Raw genomic sequence first — 24703 nt, 5'->3', positions numbered from 1 at the left:
TATAAAACTGTAATATCAAAACCGCAATATAGCGAAAAACGAATTTCAATATTTATATAAATAACCATGACATTTATATGTCCATGGAGATCCTCATAACTGATATCGTTGATGCTGCTCTGATAATCGGTGTCACTGCAGTTTTTCTTTTTGCTGACATCATTGCAAAGAACCATCTGAAAATCAGTCTCAAGGATATCGGTGCAGATCTGGCTCTGGGCGCATTTTTAGTGCAGCTTGCTTTCCTGACAGACCTGCTTACAGCTCAGGAAATGAGCTATTTCAACAGTAATGTCGTTCTTGCGGTCTGCTTTGCTATTTTCTGGGTAATATGCCTCTGGCTACCGAGTAAAAAGGATATACTAGCCGATATGTTCTCATACACACTTGGGATATTTGCACTTGCCGCATCAATAATGCATTCCCTGGGAACTCCTAATATCACGGGGATAGCAATAGTTGTAGCTGCCTCATTAATCCTTTCCGTCATAGGCTTCCTTTTTGCAGACCACCTGAGAAATGAGACGGTTACTCAAAGGTTCCTTGATATCAGCAAAGAGATGAACATCTATGAAATGAACGAGAACTATCGGAAAATAGATGCCTGTAGAGGAGGTATTGACCCGTTTCAGCCCATCATCGATATTATTCGGGGAGCAATAAGGAACGATGATAACCTGACAGCTACAAGAGGAATACGCTCACTTGCTGTTTTTGGTTCGGAACTGGTCAAGGCCCATGAGAACACTTCCTTGGTTATCAGTCACCTGAACATACATCTGTACGGGCTTGGTATGCTGGCAGAAGATGAGAAGAACAGGGATCTCATAATAGAGGTCATAGATGCCTTTGAAACCATAGCATGCAATTGTGTGGAAAAGAACATGGAGCAGACCACATTACAAACAGTAAATCTGCTTCATAACTTCTTTAGACTGCACACCGAAAGAAGTTTTTTCCCGGCTCTTGGCAGAATAGAATTGATCAAGAGATCTGAAACGACTGCTGACCTTTATAATGTCCTGATGAAGAATACGATCTCCTCTCCAAGGCATAAATTCGCCAGGGCCAGCGGAAAGATCGGTGAGGCGGCCGCAAGTTACAAAATGATAGAAGCTGCGGAGAAGTCCGTTGAGCTTTTAAAGATAATTGCAATCGATGCAGCATCCAAAAAAGATATCGATACTCTGGAATATGTGCGCACCGCACTTGTGGAAGTTGCATCTATGGTCAAGGAGAACAGGCTGGAACACCTTGAAAAACAGATTATCACTACACTGCGAGATATCTGTATCAAAGCCGTACAGGAATCATCTGACAGGAAGAAGAACGACTCACTTCCTAAGGCTGTGGCAGCACTTAGAGATATCGGAGAGATATTCGGGGAAAGGTCTTATCTTGATGTTACAGGCTCCCTGAAAGACATAGGGATCGTTGCCGCAAGAAGGCACTCTGATGCAAAGGTTTCCCATGTGATCCCGCATATCGAGCATTTCTGCGTGCTGGCCTCGGAAATGGAAATGGACGAACAGGCTTCACGCTCTGTGATCGCGATCATGGAGGTATGTGAAGCCTCAATAAGAGAACAGATGGTAGAATCAACCGCCAGGTCATCAAAGACACTTGCCAGCCTGTCGAACCGGGGAAATCTTACGATCTTTGTCAATGAAGCTGTTTTCGAACTTGGGAAATACAGGGAAATGGACAGGGAAATGTTCGCTTTGTTCGAGAAGACATACAATAATTCCGGTGGGAAGTAAATCCTGTTTTCGAAGATTATATGTACTGTCATTGTATTCTAATATTGCTGAGTGGTCACGTTATGGATGTAACGGACCTCAAGCATTGAATTTATACAGACCTAAGCAAAAACAAAGCAAAAAGACAAGTTTAAGCTTGGGATTTAAGCCTCAGACAAGGGATTACTATGGAAATCAACGGAGTAGAAATTGAAGATACTTTCGCAGAAGCGTTTCCGATCAAAATTGCAAGGGTTCTAATAACCGCAGCTACAAAGCACTGGGCTGAAGTGGCTGCCCTGGAAGCAACCGGATTCGGTACGTCTGTCATTATGTGTCCTGCAGAGGCAGGCATTGAAAAGTTCGTAGGTCCTGAAGAGACACCTGACGGAAGACCTGGTGTTTACATCCAGATCTGCACCTTCGGATACGAATCACTTGAACACCAGCTACTTGAGCGCCTCGGCCAGTGCGTACTCACAGCTCCCACAACAGCTGTTTTCAACGGGCTCCCTGATGCTGAGAAGCAGTTCAACGTCGGTTTCAAACTCAAGTTCTTCGGTGACGGCATGGAGTCCGAGACAGAAGTAGCCGGCCGTAAGATGTACAGCATCCCCATTATGGAGGGTGACTTCCTCGTAGAAGAGAATATCGGAGCAGTCGCAGGTATCGCTGGCGGTAACTTCTTTATCTTCGGTGACAGCCAGATGACAGCACTCACAGCAGCAGAAGTTGCAGTAGACGCTATCAAGGACATGGAAGGTACAATCACTCCATTCCCGGGTGGAATAGTTGCAAGTGGCTCAAAAGCAGGTTTTAACAACTACAAGTTCATGAAGGCAACTGCAAACGAGAAGTTCTGCCCATCCATCAGGGACAAGGTCGAAGGCACCGAGATCCCGGAAGGTGTAAAGGCAGTTTACGAGCTTGTCATCAACGGTCTTGACGAGGATGCAATCCAGGGAGCAATGAAAGCAGGTATTGAAGCAGCTATCGCAGTTCCAGGTGTCTCAAAGATCACAGCAGGGAACTACGGCGGTAAGCTCGGCAAGTACAAGTTCCACCTGAAAGACCTCGTTTGAGGTTTTTATTTTTTTATCCACTTTCTTTTTTTCCGGTTATTTATTCAATAGCCTTCATTTATTCAATGATCTTCAGTTATTGTAACTCTTCTTCTCATACATTGTTTCAGACCTTAAAATCCTGGATTCAGATCAAATATAGATGAAAACCGGGCGAAAAGAATATATTGCCCAAATTATAATTTCTTATTGGGGTAGGAATATGAATGTGGAAATAAGCAAGGTACTGATAGCTACCGACGGTTCTGAAAATGTAAAGAATGCAGTGAACTGGGGTATCGGGCTTGCAAAGGCAAACGATGCTAAAGTCACTGCTTTATATGTAATTCCACCTTCTGGTATTTCTCTTGCAATGCGTGGGGAGATGTGGGCAAAGGGAATGAAAGAGCACTTTAAAGATGAAGGGCAAAAAGCCGTCGAGCATGTCATGGGCGCAGGCAAAAAAGAAGGAGTGGAAGTTAAACCTGTAATCATCGACGACAAAAATCCCTCCGATGCAATTGTGGATTATGCCTCGGAAAATGATATAGACCTGATAGTAGTGGGAACACTGGGAAGAACAGGGCTCAATCACATCATGCTGGGAAGCGTTGCAGAAAATGTTGTCAGGCGTTCGAAAAAACAGGTACTTGTAGTACCATAAGAGCAATAAGAGCAGGCTGCATTTCTTCCATTTTTATTTGACCAGCCTGTATTGTTTTATACATATATATTTATACATGTATTGTTCAATGACGCCACAGGACACTACATGGAACAAATAGACAGGCTCACCAAACTTCTAAGAGACACATCCTTGAACGCATTAATTGGCTGGTCAATGGTATTTGTACTATTGCTGCTGGGTTTTGTGAATCTGATGGACGGCAGGTTCACCTGGTTCATTCTTATCATTCTTGTTATCTGTATCATAACAACTCCCGCGGTTATACTGCGCAATGTTTCGGTGATGCCCTCCTGGTACTTCATAGTAATAGCTATCATGCCCATATTGGGCAATACAACAGCTTATCACCTGTTTCTCACAAGCATACCAGTATATTTCGCTGTGGCTACTATTGCTTTGCTGCTGGCAGCCGAGATAAGTTGGTTCACTTCTGTGCGCATGCATTATAAATTTGCCATACTTCTGGTGGTAATAACCACACTTGCAATGTCAGGTCTCTGGCACTTGCTCCAGTGGACTCTAGACACCAATTTCGGAACAACTTTTCTCCTTGACGACCGATCATACGAAGCTATCAATGCTGCTGTAATGTATAAGTTCATATATGCCACGATAACAGGTATTGCTGCAGGCATGCTTTTCGGACTGTACTTCAGGAAAGTGAGACATGACAGCAATATAGAATTTCCTCCGGGAAATCCCATGGTAACATCGGGATATACTGCATCCAGACCACCCGCACCCATCCGCAGGCTGCTTGGTCTCTCTGGCAAAAAACAGGAACTTGCAACAAGGATAATGCAGGCCGGGCTTTTTATATTACTCTTAGTAGCAATCTTCCTGAGAGACATACCCACCACCGTGAACGCCATCGCAGGCCTGATCATCACATTTGTACCTGCTTTTATCAAAAATAAATATAATATCGCTATTGACCCCGGACTTGCACTGTGGATCACACTTGCCGTTTTCCTGGATGCCCTTGGGACCTTTGCATTCTATGACAATATCGCAAGATGGGATAATATAACACATGCACTCTCGGCAAGTGTTGTTGCTGCTGCAGGATACGTACTGATAAGAGCTATTGATATATATACCGATGAGATCTATATACCACCGAAAGTATTGTTCCTTTTCATTCTGTTATTTGTACTTGCGACCGGCGTCGTCTGGGAGATACTTGAGTTTTTGACCGATGAGCTCACAGCAGCATTTGGTTACAAGGCCGTACTGGCACAGCACGGTATCAATGATACGATGGTAGATCTTCTGTTCAATCTTCTGGGAGCTATCATTGCAGCTACATGGGGAACTGTCTATCTCTCAGATATATCCTATAGACTCGCGGATAAATTCGAGGAGATGTACCCTAAAAAGAATACCAAGTGAAGTTTCTGGGGACAAAGACAATTTAAATGTTGTAAAAATAAGATTGAGAAGATGTGGAGCAGATCAGCTCATTCCCAGAGCCATAAGCCCCGCACTTATACCGCTTTGAATGACCTCTATGGGGTTGAGACCCGTGACCTCAAACATAACATAAACTCCCAGGAAGGTGCCGATCATGCTTCCGACATTTGCAAGGGCTGCCACCATTATGACCCTGAAGAGATTGTTCTTCATCATGTCTTCAGTACACTCTATATCAATCATTCCCTTAAAATCATCTGTTGTAGGGTTACGGTACTTCGCCTCGGTAAGTCCGGCGAACCAGCCTGCAGCCATCATAGGGTTAAGGGATGTCAGCCATGCAACCGAGAAGGCGGTCAGTACAGAATACGGATGACCTCTGGCAAGGATCGCTCCTGCAGCGCTGAGCACACCATTGATCACGAACCACCAGGCAAAGGCCAGCATCATTATCTCGAAGGGTACGCCGGATATTATGAGTAATGCAAAGGTTGCAAGGGCAATGCCGACAATGAGAAAACCGAAGAGCTTCATAATACTGAAGCGCTTTTTAGGGGTTTCTGTCTCATATTCCACTGGAGGGAGCGTACCGGGATCCTTGAGATGTCTCTGGATGCCTGCCCTGTGTCCAGCACCAACGACAGCGACTATTTTCTTTCCCCCGCCAGCTGCGGCCCTGAGAAGGTTTCTGGCCATATAGGCGTCCCTCTCATCTATCAGGACCTGGACCGCATTGGGGGAACTCTCCCTGAATTCTTCCACGAGCACGGAAACTATGTCCTGATTGGTTATGGTATCTATATCGATATCCTTTGTGCCACCTATGCCGAGCACCGCAGCAACAAGGCCGGACAGCATCTTCAATTTTTCAACAAACCCCATCTTACCCCAGAAACGTTGCAGGGTGATCTGGACATTTCTGTCTATCAGCAGAATCCTGGCACCACTTGCCTCTGCTGCCTCCATGGCAGAGATCATCTCGGCACCCGGCTGGATACCCATCTGGTCAGCGAATTTCTTCTGGACATGGGCAAGCAACAAGTGTACTACATAGAAGTACACCTTGCCCTGCTTAAGCAATTCCTTCACAGGGATAGCTGTGTTCTCAACGTTGCCTTTCAGTGAATCGTATCTTGCCTTGCACAGTTCCACTGCCACAATATCGGGTTTCTCCCTCTCTATTGTACTGACAACTTCCCTGACACTTTTCTCGGATACGTGGGCAGTACCCACAATTATTATTTCGGAAGGCAAGATGTCTGACCCTTCAGCTCTCCGGGATCCTTCAGATGGAACGACATCCACGACATCTTTCACAATATCAGTTTCCAACCGTTCATCTATGGATGGGGTAGGACTCACATCATTATCCCCTAGGTAAAGATTGCTTGAATCACTCAGTTTGTATTCACTCAGTGTTCCCTGCGAATCGTCAAAATTACTGGATTTCGTCAATTGTTATCCTCTTTAACTTATTCATTTAGCAACATCATGGTCCGCATAAGGTCTGATCTTGAAAGTATCCCGACCAGTTCTCCATCGCTTACGACAAGCAAACGCCCGATATTATTTAAGGTCATCACCTTGAACGCATCAGATGCAGTGTCCCCTGGGGCAACCGAGATTATGTCCCGGGTCATAATATCAGATACAAGGGTCGCAAAACGGTCGTTCGGGAGGATGTTGCGTATATCTGTAAATGTCACAACACCTTTTAAAGAGTTACCCTGCATCACAGGATAACCCAGATGCTTGTTCTCGAACATTAACTTTGCAAGCTCCTCCACAGTGATCTCCGGCGGTACGGATAGGACGTTCTCTGTCATAATATCCCTGACTTCATATTTTTCCAGAAGTATGGAAATAGTAGTCGACTTGTCCTCCTCTGATGCACCGATGTATATAAAGAAAGCTATCAGGATCAACCACGGATTATAGAACAGCCCCAGCAATCCCATGAGAAAGGCAAACATCTTCCCGAAACTGGCTGCGTAATGAGTGGCTTTGATGTAACTCATCCTTTTTGCATACCATGCCCTGAGCAGACGACCGCCATCCATCGGAAATGCAGGAAGCAGATTGAAGAGTCCAAGTACTATATTGATGGAACCCAGTATGTAGAACATAAGATAGACAGATGTATCCGCATAACCGGAAAAAACTGATGCCGTGAAAAAATTCATCCCAAGAAGTGCCAGACCGATGACAAAACTCACAAAAGGACCTGCAAATGCTATCCTCAGTTCCTGAGAAGGTACTCTGGGAATCTCCTCCATAGAAGAAACACCACCAAACAACAACAAAGTGATATCCTTGATCTCCACGCCGTATCTCTTTGCAATATAGGAATGTCCGAACTCATGCAACAGTACGCAGGTGAAAAGCAGGATCGTTGTCAGAAGAGATAATGCATAATTCAGGATCAACGGAGTAGTTCCTGCAAAACCAAGCGGTGCCTCATTAATAGAAAAGACTAAGACGAAAACAGGAAGGATCAGCAAAAAAGTAATATGGAGTTTTACAGGTATCCCCATTATACTCCCGATCTTCAATGATGTCTTCATGGTTTGTTGTTAGACGACCTTCGTATTTAATTTTATCCGGGAATAAGAGATAATAAAAAGAAAAGCGGCAAGAAAAGCATCGCTCCTCGGGTCATATTTTTGATGTGACATGGACAGAATAATACTTTCACTATGCTTGGATCATGAGTATATAATATAGATACAGATTGTAATCCGGCACAGGCCTGATGCACACACGCCTTACAAGTTTCAAGGCATGGTGGCATCAGCCTTCCCCTCTCAACTTTCTATTTGATCTTTCTCTCATAACTCTTTATCAGGCTTTAAGAGCTTTTTCAAGATCGTCGACAAACATATCAATGATGTCAAAATCCAGATGTGGCATGATGACGATTCTTAATGCTTTTGGATTCTGGGTGATGGAAACATGCCAGTCATACTCCCTGCAAAGCCTGGTCCGCAGTGATGTCGGATGAGGAACGTACAGTGTTACGACATTCATAACAGGATCTATAGCAGGCTGAATTCCTATGCTCTGCACCTTTTTTACGAGATACCTTGTGAGCTCCATGCATTTGTTGACCACTTCTGTGTAACCTTTTTTTCCGAGAAACATCATAACAGCATAGGTTGCTGCAACGGCTCCTCCACTTCGGGTCCCGGTTAAGGTGTACTGGGTATCAACAGTAAGATAGGGTGCATGTACCCGGAGATGATTGATGTACTCAAAATCCCTGAAAAGGAGGACACCTGAAGGGATAGTGCTAAGGCCCATCTTATGGGGATCAACCGCTATCGAGGTAATTCCCGGAAGGGAAAAATCGAACTTATACTTCACAGGAAGAAAAGGTAATATAAAACCGCCAAACGCTGCATCGATATGCAGTGGAAGGGAACGAGAGATTGCAAGTTCGGATATCTCTACTATCGGATCCACCTGCCCGAACTCGGTAGAACCTGCGATAGCAACCAGCCCGACCGTATTCTCATCTATCAGAGATTCCATAGATGGGACAGAGACTTTCATATCATTGTCCAGATCGGCTTTTCTGACATCTACATCCAGAATATCGGAAATCTTGTCAAATGAGAAATGAGCAGATGCAGGTACTACTATGTTTGGCCTGACCTTTGAACTATCATAGGAGCCTTTATCCCTGGAAAAATTGCGCATTGCCCGTACAGCCTGTATATTGGATTCCGTCCCACCGGTTGTGAGATAACCTTCAACGGAACTACAACCGTATATTTCACCTAACATGAGAATTATCTCCTTTTCCATCTCATGGGTTCCCCTGAAAAGACCAAAATCACCCATGTTAGACTCAATGAATTGCATATGTGCCTTCACAGCTATTTCATGCGGATAAGTACACATGGAACTAAGAACACGCTGATATCTGAAGTCCTTTTTTTTCGCATTATCAAGAAGAGTGAAGATTTCTTCTTCGCTAACTCCGATTTCATTCATTTGTACACATGAATAATGCCGGATGTTTAAAACCGTTGTGTTTGAGAATAGTTCTTTGTTTTTCTGTTTAGTTTCCTGTTCAGATTTTTGCTTTTATTGATTTTTATTATATTGCCTGTATTGATTATGTTATTAGCTGTATTCATCATGTCTTCTATTTAGCAATTTTTTTTGGAGGATTTTTGCGAATATGCAGAATAGTATAAGTGTTCTGCTAAATTTTTTTATGATAAAGAGACCAACCCCATGGTTTCTACTGGAAGCTTATTTTTCTTGTTGTGTGTTTTTGTTGGAAGCAATCTTTATATATCAGTAAATCTATACTTACAATACCATATATTTTTGAAATTTTAAAAAAAGATGTTTCACATATTTTTTTGAGCTTCCAGTAGAAACCATGGGGTCTCTCTCCCTTATAAATATTCCAATGGAAATAAAGGGGTTTTATTCCACAGGAAACTTCAACGTTTATAACAATCTTAATAAGCTGTACATAATTTTCCTCAAAAATGTTTTCTAGAGCATGTTTTTGTTGTTTATCTTATGTTATTTATTCAGTTCCACTTGAAACAGGGGGGTCTCCACCATAAGCATTAATAAGCTACTCTTCCTATGTATCCCTTGGAACAAAGAGATGGATGAAAAACGCTCTATTTGTCTTTATAATTCTTGTTCTATCATAATAATTATAGTCTTGTTAATGAATGGACAGGGTGACATTAAAAATGCAAAATAAGTCATTGGATGGTTTGTTTCAGGAATTATTGGAAAGCGAACCTATTTTCATGAACAAGGAGGTTTTAAGGCATTCCTATACTCCGGATTCTTTAGTTCACCGAGATGATCAGATCAACAGTCTCGCTTCCATTCTGGTTTCCGCTTTAAGGGGAGATACTCCCTCAAACATCCTTATTTATGGTAAAACAGGTACAGGAAAAACGGCTGTTACACGTCATATTGGTATTGAACTGGAAAGAAAAGGCGAGTCTCTTGGTACGTCCTGTAAAGTAGTTTATCTGAATTGTGAGGTAATAGACACTCAGTACAGATTACTTGCCAACCTTTCAAGACAGTTCGGTGAAGATGTACCGATGACCGGATGGCCTACTGATCAGGTGTTCGCAAAGTTCAAGGATGCTATCGATTCTGAAAAACAGGTAATTATCATAATTCTCGATGAGATAGATAAATTGATAAAAAAAGGTGATGATGTTCTTTATAATCTTTCCCGTATAAACACGGATCTTGAGCAGGCAAAAGTAAGCATGATCGGTGTTTCCAACGACCTAAAATTCACTGAGTTCCTGGATCCCAGAGTCAAGAGTTCTCTCGGTGAGGAAGAGATTATCTTTCCTCCATATGATGCGGACCAGATAAGTGACATTCTCCATGAAAGAGCACAAATCGCGTACAAGGAAGATGCACTTGATGAACTTGTCATACCTCTTTGTGCTGCTTTCGCTGCCCAGGAGCATGGCGATGCAAGGCGTGCATTGGATCTTCTCAGAGTTGCAGGTGAGATAGCAGAACGTGAGAACAAATCCAGAGTAGAGGAACAGCATGTTAAGAACGCCCAGGAAAAGATCGAGATTGACCGCGTGGTCGAGGTTGTGCGCACGCTTCCCACTCAATCCAAACTCGCTCTCTATAGTGTGATGATCTTAAGGAACAATGGCTACAGGAACGTCACAACAGGGGAGGTCTATAATGTATATCGCCAGCTCTGTATTCATGTGGATATGGATATCCTTACCCAGCGCAGGGTAACCGACCTGATGTCCGAGTTGGACATGCTGGGCATCGTCAATGCCGTGGTAGTGAGCAAAGGCAGGTACGGCAGGACAAAGGAAATAGTCTTGAGCGTACCCATAACAAGCACCAAGAAAGTATTGTTCGAGGATTACAGGCTAAAACCCCTGGATGGTTTTAAACCTGTAATGACAACCCAGCTGCATCTATGATCACAGGTTTGGGAGCATCAGCCGCAGGTAACCCAGATATGGTATTCTGTACTGTGCAACACCGATAACCCATTCTTCTTTCACTGGCAAGAGATAACTTACCTGGCCCTGCTGGTCGTAGTATCGATTAGTTTGCCTGTTGTCGCCCTTTGTTATGTAACCAGAATGGGGTGCCTCCGGCCCGTCTTCCCACATGGGCTCTCCCTCTTCCACATGATACATCGCTCGGTGTATGATGGGCGTAACACCTTCCTTTCCGTAAGGCTTGTACAGTATCACATCTCCGTAAGTTCCAAAGGATGTGTACTCGTTCATACCTTCCGAGTATGTCACAATTTCGGTCCGGTCAATGCTCTTTATGAAAACAATATCACCGACTTTCATATGTGGTTCCATGCTCCCTGACTCAACGGCGACCATGGGAGTCCACATTCCAAAGACTACCTGTGAAAAAGAGGCAAATATCAAGACGGCTATGAATACTGATAAAATATCACGGGTAAGTGATACGTAAAAGTTATCACTTTCTTTAAAGGCCCTATATTTATCTTTGAAGGTCATTTCGTTCCTGCCTGGATCCTAGAATACAAAAGAATATTTTAGGATAAGGAATATACCTGCAGCCAATAAAATCTTAACGTATGGATTATTAATTGCAATTCAGTTATTGTTTGTTCATACTTCAAAAACACTCCCCGGTCAACCATGAATGAAGTCGATGTCCTGACGGTTTTTATCGAAGAAGGTTATCAGATAACTGCTGAAGCAGTGGAACTCATATGTTCCCATTGTTCTCCTGAGAAGCTGATACAGCATGTCCTTGAAAATATTGATGCATCCGTACTGGTTATCGATATGGAGCATATAGACCTTGAAACGGTTGGTACTTTTGATACTGGTCCTGATTCCGATGACACTTTTACGATCCAGGCTTCAAGACCATTATCATCGGTTGTTACCAGTAACGATCTTTCCTTATCTGATAATCCCGTATCTGTTATTTCGGACATCTCTGATAATTCCACCTGCGTGGGTGAATATATAGAGTTTGTCCAGTTCTTCAGGAACCGTTACAGCAGGCTCAGTGAGATCATACGTTCCAGAGTCAATGCAAGACCTATCGAAAGCCTGAGCAAGAATCGCTCTCCTGGACTGCGGGGAGGTAAGGATTTCGGTGAGGTCTCCATAATCGGCATGATTTCCAATATCAAGAGCACCAGTAATGGTCATAAGATCCTGGAAGTTGAGGATACCACGGGTTCGTTCTCAGTCCTGGTGCGCATGGCCGATAAGGAACTGTATGAACAGGCCACACACCTTGTACTGGATGAGGTAGTGGGTTTTTCCGGTATTCTTACAAACGACGGAAAACTGATGATAGCCCGGAAGATAATCCTTCCGGACCTGCCGAACACCATGGCCAAAAAGAGTGGAAGCTCCGGAAAAGCAGTTCTCACCTCAGATGTACACGTCGGCAGTTCCACCTTCCTTGAAGAACCGTGGGAGCGCTTTGTAGATTTCCTGAAAGGGGATACTGATAATGAAGCCCTTGCTGCTATTTCAAGGGAAGTGCGCTACCTTGTGGTGGCGGGTGACCTGGTCGACGGAGTAGGCATCTATCCCGGACAGGAACATGAGCTCACCATCCCGGATGTGTATGACCAGTACCGAAAAGCTGCCGAATATTTTGACGAGATACCAAAACATATAAAGGTGATAATTTCTCCGGGAAACCATGATGCTGTACGCCAGGCTGAACCACAGCCAAAGCTCCCCGAGTGTATCAGGGTCGACTTCCCGTCCAACGTTACCTTCGTGGGAAATCCCTCAATGGTGGATCTGGACGGTACGAAGATACTGATCTACCACGGGCGCTCTATCGATGATCTTGTTGCTGCCGTACCCGGTGTGTCATATCATGCACCTACAAAGGGTATGGTAGAGATGATGAAGTTCAGGCACCTGTCCCCGATGTACGGAAGCCGTGTTTCCATTGCACCTGAAAAGAACGATCATTTCGTGCTTAGTCACGTGCCTGACATATTGCATTGCGGTCACGTGCATACCGTGGGTGTGGAATGGTACAAGAATGTGCTGCTTATAAATTCGGGAACCTGGCAGGACCAGACAGAGTTCCAGAAAAGGATGAACGTTGTTCCTACTCCCTGCCAGGTACCTGTTGTCGATCTTGCTACATACAGGACGAGCATTCTCAGGTTCGATGAATAGTGAATTTTAAAGACTCTTCTCTTTTATCTGCAGGATTGTGTGATCCATGGTCTGCTCAGGGCAGATAGCTACACAGCGCCTGCAACTGGTGCCAAGACAATGCTGGCTGTCGATATTTGCAAACCTCTGCCCGTCCTTCTCAACTATCACAACGGCATCTTCGGGGCATTCTTCCTCACATTCGTGACAGAGAATACATTTTTTTACTGGAGCTTCCAGTATTATACCGATATCTGTTACGATTTCCAGTCCGAGGATTCCCACATCTTCGATGTCCCTTTTTACTCTTTTTTCTATGTAAACCTCACCAAGGTCCTTCGGGAAGGCCGGGAGACCGTACATCTGCAGCATTTGGTCATACATCTCACGGGGCATTCCATGCTGCCATGTGGAAAGTTCGCAGACATATATATCCTTGAAGGTCTCGCTGGTTGCCATCATGATATGGTCTGCCTGTATCTTTCCTGCAATAGCGGTAACTTCCTCGAGCCTTGAACTGTCGATGGCCAGCTTCCTGGCAAGTCCGATGGAAGTGTTACCGAACTGAATTATCCCCTGGGAAAACCCCGGAACAGAACCTATATGTCTTGCCTTTTCGGCATCCACATACGTGCCGGTTGCCCCGGACATGTATGAGTATCTGAGGTCCTCCAGCTTCATGCCGGCCTCGACCATGAGTGTCATATGTGCCGCCCTGATGGCACCGATAGCCTTCCCAACCTCTTCGACATCCTTCTCAGTAATGATTATCCCGTCACCGAGGATCAGTCTCCCGTTGGGGAGTTTCGGAAGTTTTTCTATAATCCCTGTCTTCAGGGCCAGTGCAATGGTGGAAATAACTCCTGTACCTGTGATACCCTTCGGGACCATCCCTGTACTTTCAATAGTCTCCCCGCTGACCGGCTCGACCAGTGGTCCTTCTACTGGATTGATGGTACCATCCAGGACTGTAAGCCTCCAATATCCATTCTCGAAGTTAACATCGCTGATGGCACCAGGACCCGCAAGCATTCCACAGGCAATCCCCTGACCTTCGATGGCAGGGCCTGCAGCCGCACTTGCTGTCATGATCCTGCCCCCGATCTTTAATGCCATCTCTGCATTGGTACCATAGTCCGTTACAAGACAGATCTCTTCCTGGTTGATAAAATCCGTTTCCAGCATCATGGCAAGGGCATCAGCCCCGATCTCGTGCTTGATGGCAGGCGGTACGACAATCTCACAGTTGTCCATTTCGAAGATGTCCTTGAATATGTCGTTTGCAGGGAATATCCTTGCCTCCCTTTTGACATCCTGGACACCCAGGGCAGCCTGCTTGTTCTTTCCTGCATATGCAAGATCCCTGATCTCCAGGTTCTGGAAAAGTGAGAGCTGGATCGGATTCCCGCAGACTGCGATTCTTGCTATCTCTTCAGGTCTTACTGCAAATTTTTCCAGCAGCTTTCTTACTGTTTCGATCATAAGCCCGTGTGCAACATCAGCTCCGGTGGTTATGGCAAAGTCGAGATGGTCCATCACGTTCCCGCCGGGAAGGGGATGCCCCATGGTTATCACTGTTTTCACAGTTTCCTGCTTTTCAAGATCTATCAGCTGCGATCTAAAACCGCTAGTTCCAAGGTCCAGGGCTATTACGTACATTTCTTATTCTCCTATGTTTTCAGATAACGGAATACAGCATGGAGGCAACTCCTAACACTAGGGGTTCCATAACCAGGTCGACACGATACTTGCTGCCGATCTCCGGAGGCAGGCCGCATGGTATACCGGGAGTCGAGACAAGACATCTTTCCTCGATCATGCCTTCGGAAATTGTGTCTGCATTAGGTGTGGCCTCGAATACCATGGAAAATTTCTTCCTGTCATCGCTGCAGTAGGGCTTTATACCCAGCTCATCGACAGCCTTCTTGAGGAAATCCTTGTTCGGGTCACAGGCATAGACATTGAAACCCTTGTTCACAAGGTGGCACGCTCCTGCATAACCCACCCTTCCAAGTCCGATAACAAGTATATCCTTTGAATTTGCTTCCTCAAATCTTGAAGCAATATCTGCATATATCACACCGGTTGCTACATGGTTGCTCACGATCTTCTCGTTACGAAGATTATGTGCAACGAATATATGATCGTCTGCCATCAGTATAATGTCAGCGCCCTGTGAAACGGCCTCGTAATAACCTGTGATATCGGGGTGCTCGGTTATAAATCCCTCAAGACCGAAATATTGCACAATAAACAACAGTGATGACGTGAAGTTGCCGATTATCCCGTTGCCTGCAGTTATGGGGATAATCCCGATTTTCGGGAAACCAAGTTCTTTTCCATACAGCTCCTCGCATATTTGCTTTATATTAAGACCTGTGACTCTTCTTACTATCTCATCGTTCTCCTCGAGCTGTACTGACAGGTTCTCAAGATCCTGCGGTGTTAAAAGTGCCACTTTTACTCCTCCATATTTTTAATTCCGAGGTACTCCCTGACAATACTGAGCCCTCTTTGCCTGTGATTTTCAGCTTCCTCTTCCCCTGGACCCCAGCTCATGAGGGTGAAGACCCTTGTGCTCCCGGTGCATTCGAAGATATCGACACCTTCGGAGGTATAGAATACATTATAATCAGTACCCTGTGAGATGACGTGCTCGCCAACCGGTACAAGTTCACCTTCCCTTAAGCCGAGTTGCTCAAAGGTGCAGTGATATCTGTCAGGAACAGTCTCTAAGATTTCTTTTTCTTCGATACCTGTCAGGAAAGCCTGCAATAACATCTCGACAAGATTTATGCCAGAAGAGTGGTAGACCACAGAAGGTGTCTGACTGGGAAACCTGGCATCGATCTCCAGAATTTTCAGCCCCTCTGGACTGTCTATTGCCTCGATGTCCATTATTCCCCGAAGTCCCATGCTCCTTGCCAGTTTACATGAGATATCCCTCAGTTCCTGGTGATAACGGGCTGGGGTCACCATATGGCAGTCATATGTTCCGTCCACATGGACCTTTGTTTCCTTTGCAAGCATAAAGTGCTCTCCGTCACCGATAACCTCAAGGGAAACGATATCTCCCTGTACATACTCCTCCACAAGCATGGTCGGATCAAGCTCCTCAAGTTCGCTTTCATCATAAATAATAGAAGTACCCACACTGCTGCTTTCACACGGAGGTTTGATAAAATACGGAGGGGATGCGGGATTGTCAGCAGGTGTGGGTACGTCAATGGAATAAAAGAAGTCCTTGGAACGTTTCTTATCCATGCTTATATTATAGGCATCAAAATCGAATAACACAGGACAGGACAGTTCGTCTTTCAGGATCTTGAGAAATCCGATGGTCTCGATGTTCTCATTTACAGGGATGATGGCATCCACATTTTTTGAGATTTCCCTGAGTTTATCAGGTTCCGCAACTATGTCGAAACAGTGGAAACTGTCAACAGCGTTGCTTATCAGGGGCTTCTCTCTGCGGTCCACAAGCACAACTTTCATGCATGCTTTGTGTGCAAGGTATGTAACCTCGAATCCCTGAAGTTTGCCGCCTATGATGCATATTGTTCTCATAGAGCTACCGCCGGTACTTCAGGATTCCTTCTGACAGACCTTTTCAGGATCTTCTCAAAATCAGCCCGGCTTGCAGTTTCCATGCCCATGTTCCTGAGGGTCTGAATAACACTTTTAGGGTCCCGGTGTCTCTCAAGACCCCTGTCATAGTTGACAACACCTTCAAGGGTTGAATCAGAAGGGATTATGGATGTTACAACGTTTGCTCCGGCGTTCAACCTGTGTACCATGCCGGGAATACCTTCCAGGTCCAGAGATGCCGGTATGAGCCTGTCAGGGAACAAAAGTCTTAGTATTGCTATTATTTTAAGTTCTTCCCTGCTGGATTCAGGGTCCCTTTTTCCAAGGGGGGTCCCTTCCTGTGGAACAAAGGTCATGACCCTGACCATGTCAGGTTTGTTCTCTTCCATACCTCTCAGGGACCTGATAGTTGATTCTATGTCATTCCCAACACCGGTCAGTATCCCGTCTTCAACACAGTAACCTATACTCTTTGCAAACCTGCGTGCGTTGACCCTGTTCTCAAAGGACTGCCCTACTCTCAGTTGTCTGTAGAGTTGCCGATCATGTGTTTCCTGATACAGGGCAAGGAAGTCGGCACCACTGTCGTAGAGTTCTCTCAGGGATCTGGTTCCCATGACTCCAGGAGATATCATTATCGGAAGGTCCAGCTCTTCCTTAACGGCCCTGACAAGGTCTGCGAACCTTTCAGGACGTTCATGGAAATAAGGGTCTTCACCCATGGTCAGGTCGACCATGTGAATATTGTCTCCCTTCAGGGTCCGGCATATGTCCCGTACTTCCTCAATTCCGAGACGGTACCTGTTTATGCTGTTTGATTCCCTGTAATAGCAGAAAGTACATTTATTCCTGCAATAGGTGGAAAAGTAAATAAAACTGTAAAGGAAGACCCTGTTTTCAAAAAAGTGGTCCCTGATCTTCCTTGAAACATAATAGAGGTTTTCAAGTTCATCCTTTTCAGTAATGCTGAGCAGTTCCCGGAGTTCATTGTCGGTCAGATCCGAACCGCCCAGTATTTCCACTGCAAGATTGTCGAGTTCTTTTTGTGTCATATTCTTTAGCAATATACCACCTCACAGGGTTGTGCAGATGCCATTGTAGTATGACTCGGACCTTGCAGCACGTTTGATGTTCTTGTAATTATGTTTTGCTTTCAGTAGTCTTTCAAGCCCGAAGCCTGCTCCTATCCAGGGTTTGTCAATACCCCAGTCCATATCCATGGGTATCGGTCCTACAACAGCGGAAGAGAGCTCCATGTTCTTGTACATTACATCCATGGTCGCACCATAGACCATGCAGCTGTCGGGAACGATCTCATATTCGATACCCAGGAAGTCCAGGAACTCACCGATAAGGAATTCAAGCTCCTCTTTTGTGCACCTTGAACCCATCTGGCAGAAATTGAGCATCGTGAACTCTTCAAGATGACTGTTACCGTCCGATTCCTTGCGGTAGCACGGACCAATCTCGAATATCCTCACAGGATCGGGGAGCACGTTATCGAACTTACGCAGGTGGTTGTAAAGACCCGGAGCAAGCATGGGTCTCAGGCACATATTGTCACCAACCCTGAATATCTGCTCCGAGAGTTTCTTATCTTCGCCGACCCCCATTCTTTCCATATATTCGAAGGGGATGAGTATGGGTGATTTGACCTCAAGGAATCCCATGTCCACAAAGAACTCTGTTATTGTCCTCTCAAGTTTACCGAGCAGGTTTTCCCTGCTGTTCTCATACATTTCCCTGATGTCTTTCTTCCTCTGGCTCATCAGTGCGGATTCCAGTTCTGCAAAGGAACGTTTCTCCTTTGAGAACGAAACCATCTCTCCGGGCCCCAGCAATGAAAGTATCCTGTTCTTCTGGCTCTGGGTAAATTCAGCTTTCACGGGCTTGACCGGTTTCTGGAAAGAGTGGTTGGCGGCCTTCTTTACCTTGGGTCTGTGGGTCCTTGGCTGTGGTACGAATGTCTGTGCAGCAGCTGGCTTGGTTTGTTCCAGGACCGGGTTACCAGGATCAGTAGTTAAGGATGCTTTGGTCGGACCGGCCTGTTGCTGTGGTGAATTTTTTACTGGTGCCGGCATATCCGGTATTTCACTTGTACGGGTGTCATTCCTGTATGAATTGAATTGTGATGAAGGTACGGTCCTGACCGTAACTTTGACCTCGTTCTTAGAGACCTTTGCTGAAAATTCTTTTACCTTTTCTTCCGGGACACGACATCTTTTACAGGGTTTGCGGAATTTATGGTTCCTGAGGGACCTTGCGGCTCTGCTGGATCTGGAATTCCTGACCTTGATCACTTCTCCGCAATCCATTGTTATACGCAGGTTCTTCTGGGATGCTTCGCAACTTCTTATCCCGTGCAGGTGTCCGTTTCTCGACACCCAGAGACCGTTTTTGGATATTAATGAGTCTAATGGCTTTTTTTCCATGCTGTCAGCTCCTTGTATCGGGCTCTTTTTTGATCATTTCCTAGAATCCGAGGAATTCGAGTGTCCAGTTACTTCCTGTGCTTTTCGTGAATAACATTTGATATCCTTCCTTTCATTTAGTGCATTGCTATTGCCAGAGATGCATGCATTTTTGCATTTAAAGGCTCTGCATCGTTATTGTACTGCATCGGGTCCTGATAGCTCTGGATCCAATACAACTAAGAATCTCCTCATCGGCATATATATATATTGCCCATAATTGCCAGTATTTATAGTTTGTCTAAAAATGCAATTATTGCTTATATATATAGATATTGATTCATTCGTTACTAACAGGAAAGAAGTGACAGGGATGCAGACCTGCACCCCTTATGGATAAGGCCCCGCTCATTAGACCCCGTTCATCTGATATGCGTGTCACTGAAGCCGCCTGACAGTTGCAGATCATATGCCATGATCGGGTCTGATTAATACTTGATCACGCTGATATTTAGCATCATTCTGTCATAATATGCAGCTGGTTTGCAAATTGTCAGAAGATGCGATACTTTGCAGATCCAAAGCTACATATAAAAATAGTTAACAGCTTAGAAAAATACCTCTTAATTATCCGATTGAAATAATGTCTCAGACACTTTGTTTCTGATATTTATAAAGAGCAACTTCGATGATGGTACGAAGATCGTCCTCAACAAAGGGTTTTAGTATATATCCTTCCGGCTCTGTTTGTTTTGCTCTTTTAAGTGTCTCTTCATCCGAGTGTGCGGTAAGATAGATCACAGGGATACCCAGCTGTGTTCGGATTTCCTGTGCAGCTTCGATACCGTCCATTTCCCCCTTGAGCCTGATATCCATAAGTACAAGGTCCGGAAGAAACCCCTTTGCCTTGATGATGGCATCTTTACCCGATGCAGCTACACTGGGCACCACATATCCAAGTCTTATTAACCTTTTCTTTATCTCCAGTGCGACAACGTTCTCATCCTCAACAACCAGTATTTTTGCTTTATTCAATATTTACACCCCTATTTAACTTCATTAAAAATGATTGTGAATTCGGTTCCATTGTTTGTAGCAAGTTCAATGCTACCGTCTATCTGGTCCACCAGAGTTGTAACAAGTTGCAAACCTAATGACTCCGTATCCCTGAAGTCGATATCAGGTGGCAGACCGACACCGTTATCCCTGACTTTCAGAATAAAACGGCTGTTCTGGACTTTCAGGTCCACATTGATAGTCCCATGTTCTGCGTTGTTAAAAGCATGTTTCAATGAATTCGATACGAGTTCGTTGATAATCATACCAAGGGGAACTGCAGTGTCAACTCCCAGATACACATCATCGATATCTGAATCCAGTTTGATGTTCTTATCATCGAACCCGTATGATCCAGACAGGTATTTGAGCAGGTTCTCTGTATAATCTGCAAAATCAATACTGGACATGTCCTTTGACTGGTACAGCTCTTCGTGTATCAGAGCCATTGACCTCACACGGTTGCGACTGTCCATAAAAGCTTCTATTACATCGTTGTCCTTGAAGTTCTCGGATGCAAGGTAAAGCAAGCTTGAGATCACCTGCAGATTGTTCTTGACGCGGTGGTGGATCTCCTTCTTACGTATCTTCTCGGTTTGCAATAATGCCTCTTCGGCTTCTTTGCGTTCTGTTATGTCAAGGATTATACCCTGTATGGTAATACTTCCGTCGTGATGTCGATAGATTAATGTCCTTTCATCGACCCACCTGATATCACCTGCCTTTGTGAAGATCCTGTATTCCCAGTTAAGCTCGGTGGATCGTGCATGATAGTATCTGGACAGATGCAAATGTGTTCTATGCGAATCATCCGGGTGGACTATATCGGCATAGTTTATGCGGTTGGATGTGAAATCCTCGACCGAATAGCCGATCTGCTCCACATTGCGGGATACGAATTCCACAGGCCATTCCTTTTCGGCCTTCCATTTAAAGACTATCACGGGACTGTGGTTGATTATGTTCTCCATCTCTTCCTTTAGCTCGTTGGAATGCTTGAGCTCTTCAGCATACTGGGTCAGTGCCTTTTCGGTCTGCTTCCTTTTGCTGATATCACGCACAATAGTGATAACTGCATTATTTCCTTCATATTTGACAATGCGGCTGCTGAGTTCCACAGGGAATGTCGATCCGTCCTTTCTCATATGGACCGTCTCAAGAAGATTGCTCTTTAATTTACAGAGCATACGGATCCTTCTCAGCAGATCCCTCCCGCTGTAGGAAACATCGAGATCCATCTGTGTCATTGTAAGGAACTCAGCGTGTGTATATCCCATTCGTTCGCATGCAACTTCGTTCACTTCTATGAACCTGCCCTGCAGATCATGAAGGTAGATCGCATCATTGGGACTCTCGAACAGTATCCTGAATTTCCTTTCGGAATCCCTGAGCGCCTTTTCTGCCCTTTTCTGTTCGGAAATAGCCACGCTTAAGGAGTGTCTCGTCTCCTCTATCCCATGGGTCAGTATTTTGAAATCCCCTTCCCCATGTACACTGACACTGCGGGAGAAATCATTTTTCTGTATGGCAGTAAGCACTTTGGTGGAGTCTGCAACTATATCGTTCAGAGAGTCCGCAAAATCATCCAGTGTATCACCCAGCTGCTTGAACTCACCCTTTAGCTCCAGTTTGGTGCGTGCTTCCAGCTCGCCTTTTGCAAGTGCATTTGTTACCCTTATGGTTTCACGCATAGGAGCGATCACAGCTTCCAGAATATCGTTAAGTCCGGCAGGAATTTCCCTGAAATCCCATTCCACATCGGTTTCGGCTCTGGTATCCAGTTTACCGTTGACAGCATCATTTGCTATATCCCTGAAATTGTTAACTATATTGTTTATGGGAGTGGTTATCGATACTGCAATAAGATAGGAGATCGCAGCCATAAAGGCTATTGAGATCGCAGATATCACCATCAGCCTGTTTCGCAGGTATGTTGCTCCTGCATACATCTCTTCTTTGGGGACCACCAGCACGAAGGAGTAGTTCCCTGTTTTGACAGGCTCATAGAACATGACCACTTCCTTACCTGTGGCCGGGTCAACGGTTTCCAGGCTGCCGCCTTTTCCCTCTCTGATATCGTCAGCAGCTTCGGATATTTCAGGGATGTCGAAGTCGTAAAGGGTCTGGGTGCCCATCCTGTCCTTATATTCGGGGTGTGATACGATAATTCCTGTGTTTCCGGTCACGAATGCATAGCCTGTATCAAAGGCTCTTATATCACTGACCTCTTCGTCGATGTACTCCAGCGATACGTCCACGCCTGCAATACCCACAAACTCTCCGTCCCTGAAGATGGGTGAATCGAAGCTGACCATAAAGATACCTTGGTAGAAATAGGGTTCTGTAACCACTGACATCTTGGTTTTTTCAGGCAACTGATAGTAGTCCTGCTCATCGTAGAATACGAGAGGCTCAACACTGATAGGTCCGTTGATAGTGTTCCAGTAGGGTACGAATCTGCCTGTCTGATCATGGCCCGGGGTACCTGCATACTCACTGTCCCGGTTATCAAAGGCATTCTCCTCATATCCCACATAGACCCCGGTGAGGGAAGGATACTCCTCCAGGACATTCTCAAGGATATTGTTAACCTCTTCCCTGTCAGCGGACTGGTACATCTCCATGGTGCGCGCAAGAGTATTTGCAATGGCCATGTTTGCCTTCATATCACCGTCGAACTGGTTTGCATAATGCCTTCCCATCTCCACTGATTGCTGATACGCCAGTTCCCTTTCCTGTGCAATAACGGTTGAGATGCTTACGGCCGTTGAAGCTGCAAGTACCAGAAAGACCCCGATTACGATATACAAGGTAAGTTTGGCCTTTATAGGCATCCGGCCGGGTTTGAACATATGGAGCGTTTTCATCTGCTACTACCCTTTAAGCTCATATGATCTTAGTTTGTAAGATTCGAAAAGTTCCTCGCCCCATTCCATGGAACTTTCTGTAAAGCTCACTACGTCCCTGTGGTCGTACTTTCCGCTCAGACTGAAAAAGCTTGCCATGAATATCCTGTCTGAGACCACTACTGAAGGCGGGATCATTCCTGCATTTCCCGTCCTATAAAGGAACAGGTTTGTATTTTGCAGTTGCTCCATTTTTTCCTTTTCTTTTTTGCAGTCTTCATTCATTCTTTCAAGTACGGGTTCTGTGACTATCAATGATACCCGGGTACCCTTCTCTGCAAGCTCGCAGTAAAGTGGCATGTACAGGGGATGGTATATAGAGAATATGGAGTACACAAAACCGGACTCTCTGAGACGGCTGAAAACCTGTTCAGGTGGATCGAACATATGGTTAAGGTCAGGTTCGATTACCTGATAGTTCCCGATTTCGCCTATCCGGTCCCGAAGTTGCTGCGGAATGGCAGTCAGGTTCCGGTTGGCCCAGTACTCGGTGTTACCTTCAAACATATTTAGAACTTCATCCATAGGCTTCACACTTTCAGTGATCAGCTTACCGATAACAGACAGTTGATAATTTCCATTCTCATTAAGGATCAGTTCTTCCTCTCTTAGTTCTTTGAGAGGTAATATCAGGGAACGCCAGTTTACCCCAAAGGCCTTTTTAATCTCCTCCGGGCTCTTCGGACCGTCCAGTAATAAGAGTAGCAGTTTCCTTCTTTTTTCTGAAAACCAGACCATTTCCAGAAGAGAGGACCCCATTCAGCTCATCTCCGAAACACTTAACCTTGGTTTCGCAAACTTTCCGGAATAGACTTTTCTCGAGTTTTGCCTGTAATGATCGAAAAGGTCCTGACACCAGTTCAGAGCACTTTCATCAAAGCTTATTACATCCCTGTGATCGTACCTTCCTTCGTTATTAAAAAGGCAGATGTAACTGAACCAATCGGTCACTGTTACCATGGGGAGCCTGGGATTTCCTTCATAGAGGAATATATCCGTATTACCTTTTTCTATCATCTTCCTGAAATCTTCCTCATTTTCCTGCTCCAGTTTCTCCAGCGTCTCTGCTGTCAGGAAAAGTGTTATTCCCACACCTGAAAGGGATACTTTTGAATAAAGGGAAGGAAAAGCAGGATGAATATATGAAACAAATGTTGTGATGTGTTTTGATTTGGGGATATTCTCTATAAATTCTCTTGGAAGTTCGAACAAATGGTTCATATCGGGCTCGATCAGAAAATAGTGCCCCAGTTCGCGGATATTGCTGAACAGGTGCGGAGGTATTGCATCTATATTGCGACTGGCCCAGAAATCCCGGTTTTCTTCCACAATCCGCGAGTTTTCCATAAAAGGAAGCATGTTCTTAACAATGATCTCCCCCACGGATGTCAGACTGAAGTAGTCTCCTTCCTGGATAATAAGATGTTCATACCTGAGTGTCTTTATCTGTGGCATTATAGACCTGGTTGTCACATTAAGGGATCTTTTAATCTGCTCGATATCCCTTTTACCCTCGCTCAAAAGCAGAAGCAGGTTTCTTCTTTTTTCAGAAAACCACACAACGTTGACAAGTGATGATCTCATACTCTTAGCATCCTGGTTATTAGACTTGTTTGAATTAGTATTATATTAATGTAATTTGGCTGTGGATCAACATAAGTGCTTACAAGTCACAA

General features: G+C 44.9%; 19 protein-coding genes. 6 read left to right on the top strand and 13 right to left on the bottom strand.

Going from position 1 to position 24703, the window contains the following annotated elements:
- Positions 1-77: 77 nt before the first annotated feature.
- The 4 genes from CUN85_RS08215 (at position 78) to CUN85_RS08200 (ending at position 4880) form a co-directional block, all read left to right on the top strand.
- Positions 78-1760, top strand: coding sequence for a hypothetical protein (locus CUN85_RS08215; protein WP_167848834.1), 1683 nt, complete (start codon positions 78-80; stop codon positions 1758-1760).
- A gap of 167 nt (positions 1761-1927) precedes the next feature.
- Positions 1928-2821, top strand: coding sequence for a formylmethanofuran--tetrahydromethanopterin N-formyltransferase (fhcD, locus tag CUN85_RS08210; protein ID WP_135389837.1), 894 nt, complete (start codon positions 1928-1930; stop codon positions 2819-2821).
- Positions 2822-3023: 202 nt separating this feature from the next.
- Positions 3024-3464, top strand: coding sequence for a universal stress protein (locus CUN85_RS08205; protein WP_135389836.1), 441 nt, complete (start codon positions 3024-3026; stop codon positions 3462-3464).
- An 81-nt stretch (positions 3465-3545) separates the two neighbouring features.
- Positions 3546-4880 carry a hypothetical protein gene (locus CUN85_RS08200; protein ID WP_235856258.1) on the top strand — a complete coding sequence of 445 codons (1335 nt, stop codon included), beginning with the start codon at positions 3546-3548 and terminating at the stop codon, positions 4878-4880.
- Between the two features lie 63 nt (positions 4881-4943).
- On the opposite strand, the gene CUN85_RS08195 is transcribed toward CUN85_RS08200, so the two are convergent.
- From CUN85_RS08195 to mfnA, 3 genes are all read right to left on the bottom strand, one after another.
- The gene (locus tag CUN85_RS08195) at positions 4944-6356 is read right to left on the bottom strand and encodes a TraB/GumN family protein (RefSeq protein ID WP_235856257.1); all 1413 of its coding nucleotides are present in this window, start codon (positions 6354-6356) and stop codon (positions 4944-4946) included.
- A 17-nt stretch (positions 6357-6373) separates the two neighbouring features.
- Positions 6374-7465, bottom strand: coding sequence for a CBS domain-containing protein (locus tag CUN85_RS08190; protein ID WP_135389835.1), 1092 nt, complete (start codon positions 7463-7465; stop codon positions 6374-6376).
- Positions 7466-7742: 277 nt separating this feature from the next.
- Positions 7743-8897: a tyrosine decarboxylase MfnA gene (mfnA, locus tag CUN85_RS08185; protein WP_135389834.1), complete on the bottom strand. Its 1155-nt coding sequence runs from the start codon at positions 8895-8897 to the stop codon at positions 7743-7745.
- A 725-nt stretch (positions 8898-9622) separates the two neighbouring features.
- On the opposite strand from mfnA, the gene CUN85_RS08180 reads away from it, so the two are divergent.
- Positions 9623-10858 (top strand): ORC1-type DNA replication protein, encoded by a 1236-nt coding sequence (locus CUN85_RS08180; protein WP_135389833.1) that lies wholly within the window; start codon positions 9623-9625, stop codon positions 10856-10858.
- Here CUN85_RS08180 and CUN85_RS08175 read toward each other — a convergent pair whose 3' ends face one another.
- A complete protein-coding gene (locus tag CUN85_RS08175; protein ID WP_135389832.1) occupies positions 10859-11419 on the bottom strand; it encodes a signal peptidase I in 561 nt (186 codons plus the stop codon).
- Between the two features lie 144 nt (positions 11420-11563).
- On the opposite strand from CUN85_RS08175, the gene CUN85_RS08170 reads away from it, so the two are divergent.
- Positions 11564-13087, top strand: coding sequence for a DNA-directed DNA polymerase II small subunit (locus CUN85_RS08170; protein ID WP_135389831.1), 1524 nt, complete (start codon positions 11564-11566; stop codon positions 13085-13087).
- A gap of 6 nt (positions 13088-13093) precedes the next feature.
- Here the strand turns inward: CUN85_RS08170 and CUN85_RS08165 are convergent, their stop codons facing one another.
- The 9 genes from CUN85_RS08165 to CUN85_RS08125 form a co-directional block, all read right to left on the bottom strand.
- Positions 13094-14725, bottom strand: coding sequence for a methylamine methyltransferase corrinoid protein reductive activase (locus tag CUN85_RS08165; protein ID WP_135389830.1), 1632 nt, complete (start codon positions 14723-14725; stop codon positions 13094-13096).
- A gap of 19 nt (positions 14726-14744) precedes the next feature.
- Positions 14745-15524 carry a 3-methylornithyl-N6-L-lysine dehydrogenase PylD gene (pylD, locus tag CUN85_RS08160; protein ID WP_135389829.1) on the bottom strand — a complete coding sequence of 260 codons (780 nt, stop codon included), beginning with the start codon at positions 15522-15524 and terminating at the stop codon, positions 14745-14747.
- Between the two features lie 2 nt (positions 15525-15526).
- On the bottom strand, positions 15527-16633 hold the full coding sequence (pylC, locus tag CUN85_RS08155; RefSeq protein WP_135389828.1) for a 3-methylornithine--L-lysine ligase PylC: 1107 nt from the start codon (positions 16631-16633) through the stop codon (positions 15527-15529).
- Positions 16630-17718: a methylornithine synthase PylB gene (gene pylB / locus CUN85_RS08150; RefSeq protein ID WP_135389827.1), complete on the bottom strand. Its 1089-nt coding sequence runs from the start codon at positions 17716-17718 to the stop codon at positions 16630-16632. Before pylB ends, pylC begins: the two co-directional genes overlap by 4 nt.
- 9 nt (positions 17719-17727) lie before the next feature.
- Positions 17728-19086: a pyrrolysine--tRNA(Pyl) ligase gene (gene pylS, locus CUN85_RS08145; RefSeq protein ID WP_135389826.1), complete on the bottom strand. Its 1359-nt coding sequence runs from the start codon at positions 19084-19086 to the stop codon at positions 17728-17730.
- A gap of 627 nt (positions 19087-19713) precedes the next feature.
- Positions 19714-20100 carry a response regulator gene (locus CUN85_RS08140; protein WP_135389825.1) on the bottom strand — a complete coding sequence of 129 codons (387 nt, stop codon included), beginning with the start codon at positions 20098-20100 and terminating at the stop codon, positions 19714-19716.
- Between the two features lie 11 nt (positions 20101-20111).
- A complete protein-coding gene (locus CUN85_RS08135; protein WP_235856256.1) occupies positions 20112-22988 on the bottom strand; it encodes a PAS domain S-box protein in 2877 nt (958 codons plus the stop codon).
- A gap of 6 nt (positions 22989-22994) precedes the next feature.
- A complete protein-coding gene (locus CUN85_RS08130) occupies positions 22995-23786 on the bottom strand; it encodes a helix-turn-helix transcriptional regulator (RefSeq protein ID WP_135389824.1) in 792 nt (263 codons plus the stop codon).
- The gene (locus CUN85_RS08125; protein ID WP_135389823.1) at positions 23787-24611 is read right to left on the bottom strand and encodes a helix-turn-helix transcriptional regulator; all 825 of its coding nucleotides are present in this window, start codon (positions 24609-24611) and stop codon (positions 23787-23789) included.
- Positions 24612-24703: the final 92 nt, after the last annotated feature.

Origin of the sequence: Methanolobus halotolerans, from assembly GCF_004745425.1 — an archaeon.
Classification (GTDB): Archaea; Halobacteriota; Methanosarcinia; order Methanosarcinales; family Methanosarcinaceae; genus Methanolobus; species Methanolobus halotolerans.
This window is presented reverse-complemented; position numbering and strand designations above follow the sequence as displayed.